The organism is Kitasatospora sp. NPDC086791 (genome assembly GCF_040685975.1).
Taxonomy (GTDB): domain Bacteria; phylum Actinomycetota; class Actinomycetes; order Streptomycetales; family Streptomycetaceae; genus Kitasatospora.
This window is the reverse complement of the sequence record NZ_JBFBOC010000001.1, coordinates 427,663-439,981: the sequence shown is the minus strand read 5'-3', so window position 1 is coordinate 439,981 and position 12,319 is coordinate 427,663. Positions and strand designations below refer to the sequence as shown.

Below are 12,319 nucleotides of genomic sequence, written 5' to 3'. Positions count from 1 at the left end.
CCGGCGGGGCGGCCACCGGCGGCAGGCAGACCATGGTCATCGTGGGCGGCGGGCTCGGCGGCCTGTCCACCGGCTGCTACGCGCAGATGAACGGCTACCGCACCCGGATCCTGGAGATGCACGAGATCCCCGGCGGCTGCTGCACCGGCTGGGAGCGCGGCGAGTTCACCTTCGACTGCTGCGTCAGCTGGCTGCTGGGCAGCGGGCCGGGCAACGAGATGCACCGGATCTGGCTCGAACTCGGCGCGCTGCAGGGCAAGCGGATGCGCAACTTCGACGTCTTCAACGTGGTGCGCGCCCGGGACGGCCGGGCGGTCTACTTCTACTCCGACCCGGACCGGCTGGAGGCCCACCTGCTCGAACTGGCCCCGGAGGACGCCCGGCAGATCCGCCAGTTCTGCGCCGGACTGCGCAAGTTCCGCCTGGCGCTGGCGCGTTACCCCTTCCTCAAGCCGGTCGGGCTGATGGGCCGGCGGGAGCGGTGGCGGATGCTCGCCTCCTTCCTGCCGTACGTCAACGTGATCCGGCGCTCGATCACGGTACTGATGAGCGACTACTCGGCGCGGTTCCGGAGCCCGCTGCTGCGCGAGGCGTTCAACTTCGTCCTCTACGAGAAGCACCCCAACTTCCCGGTGCTGCCGACCTACTTCCAACTCGCCTCGCACGCGGGCCAGTCGGCCGGGGTGCCGGAGGGCGGCTCGCTCGGCCTGGCGCACTCGGTCGAGCAGCGCTACCGGCGGCTCGGCGGCGAGATCACGTACAACGCCAAGGTGACCGAGATCCTGGTCGAGCGGGACCGGGCGGTCGGGGTGCGGCTGAGCGACGGCCGGGAGGTGCGGGCGGACATCGTGGTGGCGGCCTGCGACGGCCGGACCACCGTGCTGGACCTGCTCAAGGGCCGCTACCTGAACGACACCTACCGCCGGCTGTACACCACGACCATCACCGAGCCCGGCATGGTCTTCCCCGGCTACCTGACCGTCTTCCTCGGCCTGCGCCGCCCCTTCCCGGCCGGGGACCCGTGCACCACCTACCTGCTGGAGGACGGGCTCGCCGCGCGGCTCACCGGGATCCGGCACCCCAGCATCAACGTCCAGTTCCGCAGCCGCCACTACCCGGAGCTGTCCCCGGCCGGGACCACCGTGGTCTACGCCAGCTACTTCTGCGACATCGCCCCCTGGCGCGAGCTGAGCACCGGTCCGGAGCAGGCACCCCGGCTGCGGCGCGGCGAGGAACTGCACACCCTGCCGGTCGGCCGCGGCCGGGAGTACCAGCGGGAGAAGCGCCGGGTCCGGGACGCCGTGATCGAGTTCCTGGACGGCCACCACCCGGGCCTCAAGGAGGCGGTGGCGGTCAGGGACGTCTCCACTCCGCTCACCCAGGTCCGCTACACCGGCAACTACGACGGCACGGTGCTGGGCTGGCAGCCCTTCGTGGAGAGCGGGGAGACGCTGGAGGAGGAGATCAAGCGCAACGGCCCGGGGCTGCCGGGCCTGCGGAACTTCTACCTCTCCGGCGTCTGGGCCACCACCGGCGGCCTGATCCGGGCCGCGGCGGCCGGCCGGCACGTCGTCCAGTTCATCTGCCGGGACGACCACAAGCCGTTCACCGCCGAGGTGGACGACAGCGCGCCGCCGCCCACCCTGCTCATCGACCCGGTCGGGCCGGTCGGCCGCCAGTTTGGAGTCACCTCGTGAGGATCGAGAGTTGGACCGTGCGGGAGCACGTGGACGGCGTGCCGGACGTCGAGCGGATGTACCGGAAGGTGGTGGAGGAGGTGGACGTCCGCCTCGGCGCGGACGAGATGCTGCTGCGCACCCGGTACGTCTCGGTCGACCCGTACCTGCAGGGCATCGCGCTGGACACCCCGATCGGCGACCACATGGGCGCCGACTCGATCATGGAGGTGCTGGAGGCCGGGCCGTTCGCGCCGTTCGCGGCCGGTGACCTGGTGCAGGGCTTCGGCGGCTGGCGCAGCCACGTGGTCAGCAACGGCGCGCCCCGGCTCTGGCAGACCGGTACCTTCCCGATGGTCTTCCCCGCCTTCCGCCGCCTCGACCCCGGCCACTACGACGAGGTGCTGCCGCTCTCCACCGCGCTCGGCGTCCTGGGCGGACCGGGGATGACGGCCTGGGGCACGGTGGAGAAGTTCCTGGACGTGCGCCCTGGTGCGACCGTGCTGGTCAGCGGGGCGTCCGGGGCGGTGGGGTCGCTGGTCGGCCAGCTGGCCAAGCACCGGGGCGCCCGGGTCATCGGCACCACGGCGACGCCGGAGAAGGCCGGGCGGTTGTGGGAGCTGGGCTTCGACGGGGTGGTGCTGTACCGCGACGGCGACGCCCCGGAGCGGCTGGAGAAGGAGCTCGCCGAGCTCGCCCCGGGCGGCGTCGACCGCTACTTCGACAGCCTCGGCGGGGTGCTGACCGACGTGGTCTTCGGCATGCTCGCGGTGGAGAGCCGGGTCGCGGTCTGCTGGCAGTGGGGGAGCCAGGTCGGAGGCGGCTGGGCGGGCCCCCGGCTGCTGCCGATGATCATGTACCCGCGCACCACGATCCGGGGCATCTTCTCGCTGGAGTGGTTCACCGAGGAGAACTGGGCGGCGCTGCGGCGGGACCTCGGCGCACTGGTCCGCGGCGGGGAGCTGAGCTACCAGCAGACCGTCCACCGGGGCTTCGACAGCATTCCGGCCGCCTATCGCAGCCTCTACCTCGACCGCTCGGCGACCCGGGGGAAGGTGCTGGTCGAACTCTGAGCGGGGCGGTGGGCCGGCTCGTCCGCCACCTGCCGGGCACGTGATGTGACGGTGCGTCAGGAGTGTGCCGGGTGGGGTTTGTGGGTCCGGTGGGGGTGGGCACACTCAGCGGGTCGGCGGAGAACGGACAGGAGTCGGGGGAGCGATGGACAGCGGCGTACGGGCGATGGTCGAGGCGGTCGACGAGGCGCGGCGGCAGCTGCGGGAGAACGCCCTCCCGAAGGCCCGGGAGACCGGACGCGAGCGCATCCCGGAGGCGGAGGAGGCGGCGCTGCTGCGCGCGCTCGCCGGGTTGGTGGAGGCCGTGGTGGAGCTGACCGACGCCGTCTCCGACCGGACGACCACCCTCGACAGCGGCACGGTGTACCTCAAGGCGGGGCGGCGGCTGCGGGACCAGGCCCGCTACCTGCGGGACGACGAGCGCAACGTGGCGGCCCGGGTGGAAGCTGCCGGGGCGGCGAAGACGACCTGAACCAGCCGGTGGCGCAGGGCCCTCGGCTGGTCGCGGGCGCGGCGGCAGCCCCCGTCGATCGTCCGACGGGGGCTGCCGGGTGCTCAGCGGTGGCCGGGGAACTGCACCACCTGCTGGTACGTCGGCCGGTTCTGCCAGGTGGTCCCGGCATCCGTCACGCCGCCCAGCGGGCGCTGGATGATCGTGTCGGCGCACCACTGGTCGCCGGCCGAGCAGCTCGCGTCGCCCGGGTAGACCTGCGCCGGGGTCTGGGCGGCCGCGCGCTCGAGGGTGTCGAGCAGGACGCCCCGGCAGGCGGTGAGGTCGCCCCCGCCGCAGAAGGGGCGGGCCAGCGGGCCCTTGACCGGGTCGCCGAGGACGGACCGCAGGTCCTTGTCCAGGTAGCTCCACCAACCGTACTGGAAGGCCGAACCCTTGTGCGGGATGCCCTCGTTGGCGCTCACCGGCCCGCCGCCGGGGCCGGTCTGCCCGCCGGAGGGCGACTCGTTGATCTGCAGGGCGCCGGTCAGGGCGCCGAACAGCTGGTCACCGAGGCCCGGCCGCATGACGCCCTCGGCGACCAGCGGCCACCAGGCGTCCAGCACCCGGATCGCGGTCGCGTCCGCGTAGGTGTGGCTGCCGGGCGAGGTCTCCTGCCGCCGGGCGCCGTCGGCGAGCCAGGTCTCCAGCTGTTGCAGGGCGGTGAGGGCGGCCGGGTCGGTGACCGGCGCGCTGCGCAGCACCCGGATCAGGTCGGGCAGCACGTCCTCGGCCCGGAGGTCGGCCAGGGCGGCGCTCTCCATGGCCTGGGTGAGCGAGACCCGGCTGACCTTGCCGCCGTTCCGCAGCAGCGCCTTGACCCGGTCGTCCAGCAGGTTGCCGCGGTGCACCGAGCCGTTGCCGAAGCCGGCCGCGGTGTAGCCGTCCGCCTGCTTGTTGTTCCAGGAGACGTAGTAGTCCTGGTCGACGGACTGCGGGTGCTCGGCCGCCGGGGTGTACCGGGCGGTGTTGGTGGCGGGGTCGAAGTCCGCCCACTCGTAGGCGGGTCGGGCGAGTACGGGCAGTCCGGCGTCGACCCCCGGGGCGCGCACCGGGTTGCTGCCGGAGTTGTAGTAGGCGATGTCGCGGGAGTCGGCGTAGAACCAGTTGAAGGTGTAGTCGATGTCCTGCGCGGCCCGCTGGAAGCTCGCCGCGTCGTGCACCGCGCCGGGGTCGTTCAGCTCCTGGAAGCCGATGATGGAGTCGGCCTCGTGGCGGTAGGTGGAGCGCAGCGAGGTGAAGGCGACGGGCGCGCCGCCGACCGTGCCGCGGGCGGTGACCAGGCCGTACCTGGAGCGGTACATCACCAGGGTGTAGGAGCCGGCCGGGGTGGAGTCGGCGGTGGTGGGGCTCCAGGCGTCCTGGCGTTCCAGACGGTCGAAGGGCAGGCACTGGCCGTGCCACAGGTAGGAGCCGGCGGCGGTGGTGACCGGTGAGCCGTCGGTGGTGCAGAGCGGGACGGCGTAGCTGTCGGTGATGTCCTGGCCGGCGGAGGTGGCGCTCCAGGCGTAGTCCTGGCCGCGGCCGAGCTGGACGTAGAAGCTCAGGCCGGCGAAGGCGGCGCCGCGGGCGCTGATCCCGGGGCCCTGGAGCTCCTCCAGCATCAGCAGCTGCGGGGCGAAGTAGCCGGTCTGCGGGCCGAACACGGCGACCGGGTGGCCGTCGTCGGTGTGCGCCCCGGAGACCAGCAGGGCGTTGGACATGCCGTGCCGGGCGGTGAGCAGGTTGCCGGGGAGCACGCCGTTCGCCGTGGTGGTCGCGGTGTTCGCCGAGCCGGTGGCGTCGTAGACCAGCCGCTCGGGCACCACCGAGCCGGGGTCGGGCAGTGCCTCGCCCTGCGGCCGGTCGGGCACGGTCGCGTACGGGAAGCTCTGCCCGTCGTGCAGGGTCTGGACGGCCTCGGGGTCGTCGGCCTCGCGCAGCGACGTCCAGAGCGCGTCCCCGGCGTCCTTGCCGAAACGGGCCTCGGCGGCCGACTTGACCTGGGCGGAGGCGAGTTCGTTGCCGCCGCCGGAGCCGAACAGGGCGCCGACCACGGAGGCGAGCGCGACCAGGTCGGTCAGCGCGAAGGGTTCGATCGACCCGGCGTTGGTGATCGGGTCGATGTGCCCGGTCAGGTCGTACTCGCCGGGGAACGTCCGGGCGTCGTGGGACTCCTTGGCGTACTGGTTGATGCCGTCGAGGTAGGCGGTGGCGTCGGCGAGGGCCTGGGTGGCCCGGCCGCCGCGGGCGGCGATGGCGTCGATCTGCTGCTGCAGCTCCGCCTCGGTGTACGGCGCGGCCTGCCAGAAGCTCTGCTCCAACTGGCGGTTGGCGGCGGCGCCGACCGCGAAGCCGGACAGCCGGCCGCGGCCGACGTGCCGGAAGAGGTCCATCACCCAGAGCCGGTCCTGGGCGGCGGCGTAGCCCGCGCCGAACTCGGTGCCGTAGCGGGTGGTGCCGGTGATGTGCGGGACTCCGGTGGCCTTGTCGCGCACGATGGTGACGTCCGGGCGGGGGCTGGTGGTGCTCGCGACCTGGTCGGCGGGGACGCCGAAGGAGGCGTCGTCGAAGAAGTCGCGCAGCTTGGCCTCGGTCAGGCCGGGGTAGCCGGAGGCGAGCGCGGCGTACGGGCCGAGCTGGTCGTCGGTGTGGGCGGGACGGGTGCCGAACATCCGGTTGAGCAGGATGTCGGCGAGGGTGGCGTTGCCGTTCTCGCCGGGCGGCAGGATGTCGGCGCAGCGGCCGCCGCAGTAGTCGCCGGCGGTGGCGGTCGGCGCGGCCGGTGCGGTGGGGGCGGCGGCCGCGGTGGGGGTGGTGGTCAGGGCGGCGGTGACGAGCAGGGCCGACGCGAGGGCGGCGGCCGCCCCGGATCGGAGCGGGTGTCGGAGGGGGTGGGGGCGTAGGCGCAAGGCGGACTCCTCCGTCGAAGCCACGGGGAGTCGACGGTAGGGGTGCTACTGGCCGGTTGGCTAGTGGCGTGCATGCCATTTCCGGTGGTGCGGAGGAAAGTTGACGCGGCGGCGGGCGCCGGCGGGGATGGGTGCTGCCGGGGCGGGGTGCTGCCGGGGTGGGGTTCTGCGGCTCGGAGGTCGTGGGGGAGGGTCACCGGTTCGCGGCGGCGTGTCCGGCGAGGCGGGCGGCGGCGGTGGCCGCGTCCGTGGCGGGCAGGCGTGGGGCGAGGTCGGCGAGGCGGTGCAGGAGGTGCTCGCGGACCGGGCCGGGTGAGGTGGCCACCGAGCCCGCGAGGACGAGTGGTTCGGCGGGTGCGGCGGTGGCGCGGGCCAGGGCGGCCAGGTGGTCGGCGGCGGCCCGGGTGATGGCGAGGGCGGTGGCGTCGCCGGTGTCGGCCAGTCGGGTGACCAGCGGGGCGAGGTCGGCGAGGCGGCGCGGCGGGCCGTCGTAGGCCCACCGCAGCAGCCGGTCGGCGGAGTCGGCGGCGCAGTGGGCGCGGACGGCGGTGCCGAGCGGGCCGTCCGGGTCGGCGTGGGCGTGCCGGACCGCCTCCCGGCCGAGCCAGAAGCCGCCGCCCTCGTCGCCGAGCAGCCAGCCGAGCCCGCCGCCGCGCGCGAGCGTGCGGGTGCCGTCGAGGCGGACGCAGACGGTGCCCGTCCCGGCGATCAGGACGGTGCCCCGGCCGTCGGTGACGCCGCCGGCGGCCAGGGCGGGGACGGTGTCCGGGACGAGCCGGACCGGGCGGTGCAGGCCGAGCGCGGTGCCGGCCCGCCGGGCGAAGCCGTCCGGGTCGGGCAGTGCCCGGTACCCGGCGAGGCCGACCAGGCAGGCCGTGACCAGGGCCGGATCGCGGGGCCCGAGTGCGGCGGACACGGCGGCGGCCAGCTGACCGATGGCGCGGGCCGGGTCCTGACCGGCGGGGTTGGCACCGCCGCTCTCGCCCCGGCCGAGCCGGGTGCCGGCGGCGTCGAGCAGGACGGCGCGGGTACGGCTGCCACCCGCGTCGACGCCGAGGTGGAGGGTGGTCACGGGCGGCTCCGGTGGGCGGAGGGGGACGGCCGCAGGGCTGATCGGTGGTCAGTCTGCCAGGTGCGGCGAACTGTTCGCCGGTTTCCGGGCGGCGCGGGTGCGCCGTGGAACGGTCCGGCCGGCGGGAACGCGGGGGTGGCTGTCGGGTGGTCGTCACGCCCTCCGGGACGAGGCGGTCCGCCGGGCGGGCGGCGAGATGCGGATCCGCTCGGTCGCGGGTGCCCGTTCGAGGTCGTCCAGTTGGGCGAGGACGGTGGCACGCAGGTCGTCGTCGTCCTCGAAGTGGTGGTCGTTGAAGAGGGTGTAGCCGGTCCACATCAGGTTGGCGCAGACCCGGGCCGGCACCCGGCCGGTCCGGGCACCCATCCCGACCAGGGCGACCGACCGGATGGAGCCCGGCGCCAGCCGGTTCTGGTGGTGGACCGCCTGGAAGGCGGCGGCGCAGGCCAGCGCGACGTTCAGGGTCTCGCTCACGTCCTGCGAGGAGGCCAGCATCGTCGGGGCCGAGATCAGGAACCGCGGGGTGACGGCCCCGGACGGGACGCACACCGCGCTGCCGACCGGGAGCGAACCGGCGTACCGCTCCCGGATCGCCTTCTGCACCCGCAGCTGGATGCCCGCGCCCAGGTGGCGCTTGATCGCCGCGTCCGTCCCGCCGTCCATCCGGCCGCGGGAGTTGGTGGGGCTGACCCAGGCGTCGGCCTCGGTGGCGAGGAGCGAGGCGTGCCGGATCTCCACTCCGGGGGTGTCGGCGAAGGCCGCCCGCCAGGACTCGACCACGGTGGCGTTGAGGTCGGTCAACACCACCTTGAGCGGCGACTGCGCGCGGTTCGTGGTCATGCGTGGGCTCCTGTCGGTCGGGTGCGGTTCCTGCTGACGACGACGAAGCTAGCGCGCGGCACTGACACCGGCGACGGACTCCGGCGGCACCCGTCGGCGGTGGTCGGAACCGATGCCCGGGCGGGCCGGATTGTCAGTCCCGGCTGGTAGGACTGTGGTGTCCGCCAGGGAACTGACGGACCGTCACCTCTATTCGGCCTGCCCATCGCACGGTCCCGACCAGCCGGACCGCCACACACCCTCAGGGACCACCATGAGCGCCGTCGACACCCCCGCCACCCAGCCCGACCCGAACGGTCCGAACGACCCGCTCGCCCTCGCGGAGTTGTTCGCGGGCGGCGGCGAGCCCTGGCTCCCGCTGCTGAAGCCGGTCATCGAGGCGCGGCCCGGGGCGGCCTCGTTCATCGGCCCCGGCCGCGGTCCGGACGTCGTCCCGGTCCGCGAGCTGACCTTCCAGGCGCTCAAGCCGCACGCCCCGCACAAGTGGAAGGTGGTGGTGTTCGGTCAGAACCCGTACCCGCGGCCGGAGAGCGCCACCGGCATCGCGATGTTCGACAACACCTTCCACGACTGGAAGGACAGCACGTTCGGCCGGGTGGTCAGCATCCGCTGCATCATCAAGGCGGCGGCGATGTGGAAGTACGGCATCCCCAAGAAGACGCCGATCGCCGACATCCGGGCGCTGCTGAAGGAGCAGGAGACGGTCCAGCCGCCGGAGTGGTTCCAGGCGATGCTCACCCAGGGCGTGCTGCTGCTGAACGCGGCGCTGACCGCGAGCAGCGACGGCGCGATGGGGCCGGACCGGCACACCGCGTTCTGGCGTCCGGTCGCCGAGCGGATCGTCGAGGAGATCCTCCGGGCCAAGCAGCAGGCCGCCGAGGAGGACCGCTACGTGGTGTTCGCGTGGTGGGGCGCGCACGCGCGCAGCCTGAAGAACGTCGTGCTGCGGCTGCAGAAGAAGTACCCCGAGGTCGAGGTCCGGCACATCGACCACGCCAACCCGGCGGCCCAGGGCGACATCTTCTGCGACGGCGAGCACTTCGCGACGGTGAACGCGGCGCTCGCCGCGGTCGGCGCCGAGGAGGTGGACTGGCTGCCCAGCACCGGGTGGAACGCGCGGGCGGCCGACGCGGGCGGGGCGGACGGCGCCGTCGCCGAGCGGATGGGCGCCTTCATCGCCTCCACGATGGAGCTGCACCAGCTCTACCTGGACCGCCTCGCGAGCGTCAAGGACGAGGGCCTCGTCCTGCCCGCCATCACCGGCGTGTTCGACACCCCGCTGATGGGGTTCCGGGAGGCCGCGGCGCCGGTCGCGGAGGTGCTGCGCGGGCTGGACCGGCACGTCGCGCTGTCGCACGACTTCGGCAAGCGGCGGGCGGACGAGGAGGCCGCCGCTCTCTCCGCCGACGAGATCGCCGCACTGTACCTGTACACCTGCGAGTCCGCGTTCTACCGGGAGATCAACGCCGTGCTGCGCTCGCCCGACCGCGGCCGACTGGTGCCCTACCTCCCGTACCTGCGGCTGCTGTTCGCGGCGGTGTCGCGGCTGCCCGTCCGCACCGAGCCGCTCTGGCGCGGGGTCTCGCTGGACCTGCGCCGGCAGTACCCGCTGGGCCGGACGGTGACGTGGTGGGGCGTGTCCTCCTGCACGTCCAAGCTCGGGGTGGCGCAGGCCTTCCTCGGCGGCCGCGGCAAGCGGACGCTCTTCGAGGTGCGCCCCGCCCGGGCCGCGGGCATCCAGAAGTTCTCGGCGTTCACCGGCGAGGAGGAGTTCATCCTGCTGCCCGGCACGCAGCTGGAGGTCACGGACGTCCGGACCGAGCGCGGCGGCCTCTGCACCGTGACGCTGACCGAGCTGGCGGAGGCGCCCCTGGTGTCCTGAGAACGACCCCGGCGTCCTTCGCCGCCTGCCCATCGTCCGGTGCCGCTCACCCTCTGAAAAGCATGACCAAGTCAGTAATTTTACTGAGTTCAGTTATGCTGGATCCCGAGCAAGCCGGCAAGCGAGCGGGCGCGCCCGTGGCGAGGGAAGGGACGCGAACGATGACCTCGGAATTCCAGCGGGTGGCACCGGAGGCCGGGGGCCTCGACGGCGAACTGCGGCGGGAGCGGGCCTATGTCGAGGTCTGCCGGGCGGCGATGGCCCGACAGGTCGAGGACGCGAGCCACCAGGTCGTCGCCGGAGAGGACGTCTCCGGCGACGGCGCCAGCGCGGAGGCGCTCGGCCGGTACCTGCGGACGCGCGCCAAGCGGATGGAGGAGCTGCCGGAGAGCCCGTCCTTCTTCGGCCGCCTCGACTTCGCCGACACCCCGGAGGCCGGGGACCACCGGCGGCAGCGCTACTACCTGGGCCGTCAGCGGATCTCCGAGGACCCGACGGTGCCGCCCCTGGTGGTCGACTGGCGGGCCCCGGTCTCCCGGGCGTTCTACCGGGCGAGCGCCCACGCCCCGCTCGGGCTCGCGCAGCGACGCCGGTTCGGCTGGGCGCCGTGGAGCCGCGGCCGGCCGGAGGAGCTGACCGGGCTGGAGGACGAGCGCCTCGACGCTGCCGACCCGGGCGGGGCGGGCGGCGGTGCGGACAGCTGGGCGGCAGGCGGTGGGGCAGGGGGCGCCACGGGCGGCGGCATCCTCGCGGCCGAGATCGAGCGGCCCCGCACCGGCCCGATGCGGGACATCGTCGCGACCATCCAGCCCGAGCAGGACGAGCTGGTGCGGGGCGAGCTGAGCGAGTCCGTCTGCGTGCAGGGCGCGCCCGGCAGCGGCAAGACCGCCGTCGGCCTGCACCGCGCCGCGTACCTGCTCTACAGCTTCCCGCAGTGGATCCGGCGCAGCGGCCTGCTGGTGATCGGCCCCAACCGGACCTTCCTGCGCCACATCGCCGAGGTCCTGCCCGCGCTCGGTGAGATCGACGTCGTCCAGCGCACCGTCGAGGACCTGGTCGCCACCCGGCCGGTCACCGCCGTGGACGACGAGCGGGCCGCCGCGGTCAAACAGGACGCCCGGATGGCGACGGTGCTGCGCCGGGCGCTGTACGGGCGGATCCGGACGATGGGCGCGGAGCCGCTGGTCGTCCCGGACGGCTCCTACCGGTGGCGGGTGGCGCCGGAGCGGCTCGACCGGATGGTCGCCGAACTGCGCGCGCAGGAGCCGCCGTACGCGGTCGGCCGGGAGAGCGTCCGCACCCGCGTGGTGGCCATGCTGCAGGACCAGGCCGAGCGGCGGGCGGGCGTGATGCCCGGCGCGTGGCAGCGGAAGGTCGGCCGCTGTCGGCCGGTCGCGGCGTTCCTGGCGGCGGCCTGGCCCGAGCTGCGCCCGGAGGCCGTGGTCGCCGCGCTGCTCGGCGACCCCGCGGTGCTGGCCGAGGCCGCCGAGGGGGTGCTCGGCCCGGAGGAGCAGGCGGCGATCCGGTGGCGCCGGCCGCCGCGTTCGGAGAAGAGCGCGACGTGGTCCGAGCACGACCTGATGCTGCTGGACGAGGTGGCGGGCCTGATCGAGCGCCCGGCCGGCTTCGGTCACGTCGTCGTGGACGAGGCCCAGGACCTCTCCCCGATGCAGTGCCGCGCGATCGCCCGCCGCAGTGCCTTCGGCTCCCTCACCGTCCTCGGCGACCTCGCCCAGGCGACCGCCCCGTGGGCCCCGCGCAGCTGGCCGGAGCAGCTCGCCCACCTGGGCAAGCCGGAGGCCGCCGTGGTGCCGCTGACCACCGGCTTCCGGGTCCCGGCCGCCGTGATGGCGCTCGCGAACCGGGTGCTGGGCGCACTGGAGGTGGACGTGCCGGAGGCCGTCTCGCTGCGGCGGGACGGCGAGCTGACGGTGCGCAGGGTCGACGGGCCGGGCCCGGGCGAGGCGGTCGGCCCACAGGCTGCGGTCGGCTCGGGCGGTGTGGCCGGCCTGGGCGGCGCGGTGGTGGTGGCGGTGCGGGCCGCGCTGGAGCGTGAGGGCTCGATCGCGGTGATCGCGGCGGACGGCGCGGTGGTGGAGGCCGCCGACGCCCTCCGGATGGCCGGGATCCCGACGGCCTCGGCCGAGCAGGTCGGCACCTCGGCCAGGGTGACGGTGCTGCCCGCCTCGCTGGTCAAGGGTCTTGAGTACGACCACGTGGTGGTCCTGGAGCCGGCCGCGATCGTCGAGGCCGAACCGCGCGGCCTGCACCGGCTCTACGTCGTGGTGACCCGGGCGGTCTCGCGGCTGGACATCCTGCACTCCCGGCCGCTGCCCGCACCGCTGGCGGGCTGACCGGGGCCCACTCGGGTGGGTGGTCGGGCGGGCGGGTGGTG

General features: G+C 74.3%; 8 protein-coding genes. 5 read left to right on the top strand and 3 right to left on the bottom strand.

Annotated features, from left to right (window positions below):
• The first annotated feature begins 32 nt into the window (after positions 1-32).
• From AB0Q99_RS01695 to AB0Q99_RS01685, 3 genes are all read left to right on the top strand, one after another.
• On the top strand, positions 33-1,697 hold the full coding sequence (locus tag AB0Q99_RS01695; RefSeq protein WP_363568183.1) for an NAD(P)/FAD-dependent oxidoreductase: 1,665 nt from the start codon (positions 33-35) through the stop codon (positions 1,695-1,697).
• Entirely contained in the window at positions 1,694-2,749 is a 1,056-nt protein-coding gene (locus AB0Q99_RS01690; protein ID WP_363567367.1) for an NADP-dependent oxidoreductase, read from the top strand. Before AB0Q99_RS01695 ends, AB0Q99_RS01690 begins: the two co-directional genes overlap by 4 nt.
• Before the next feature lie 145 nt (positions 2,750-2,894).
• On the top strand, positions 2,895-3,221 hold the full coding sequence (locus tag AB0Q99_RS01685; protein ID WP_363567366.1) for a hypothetical protein: 327 nt from the start codon (positions 2,895-2,897) through the stop codon (positions 3,219-3,221).
• Positions 3,222-3,304: 83 nt separating this feature from the next.
• Here the strand turns inward: AB0Q99_RS01685 and AB0Q99_RS01680 are convergent, their stop codons facing one another.
• From AB0Q99_RS01680 to AB0Q99_RS01670, 3 genes are all read right to left on the bottom strand, one after another.
• Entirely contained in the window at positions 3,305-6,043 is a 2,739-nt protein-coding gene (locus tag AB0Q99_RS01680; protein ID WP_363568181.1) for a penicillin acylase family protein, read from the bottom strand.
• 280 nt (positions 6,044-6,323) lie between these two features.
• Complete coding sequence (locus AB0Q99_RS01675; protein ID WP_363567364.1) at positions 6,324-7,202, bottom strand: BadF/BadG/BcrA/BcrD ATPase family protein; 879 nt, start codon at positions 7,200-7,202, stop codon at positions 6,324-6,326.
• Between the two features lie 153 nt (positions 7,203-7,355).
• Entirely contained in the window at positions 7,356-8,042 is a 687-nt protein-coding gene (locus AB0Q99_RS01670; protein WP_363567362.1) for a macro domain-containing protein, read from the bottom strand.
• Positions 8,043-8,295: 253 nt separating this feature from the next.
• On the opposite strand from AB0Q99_RS01670, the gene AB0Q99_RS01665 reads away from it, so the two are divergent.
• A complete protein-coding gene (locus AB0Q99_RS01665) occupies positions 8,296-9,924 on the top strand; it encodes an ADP-ribosyltransferase domain-containing protein (RefSeq protein WP_363567360.1) in 1,629 nt (542 codons plus the stop codon).
• A gap of 161 nt (positions 9,925-10,085) precedes the next feature.
• A complete protein-coding gene (locus tag AB0Q99_RS01660) occupies positions 10,086-12,278 on the top strand; it encodes an AAA family ATPase (RefSeq protein WP_363567358.1) in 2,193 nt (730 codons plus the stop codon).
• Positions 12,279-12,319: the final 41 nt, after the last annotated feature.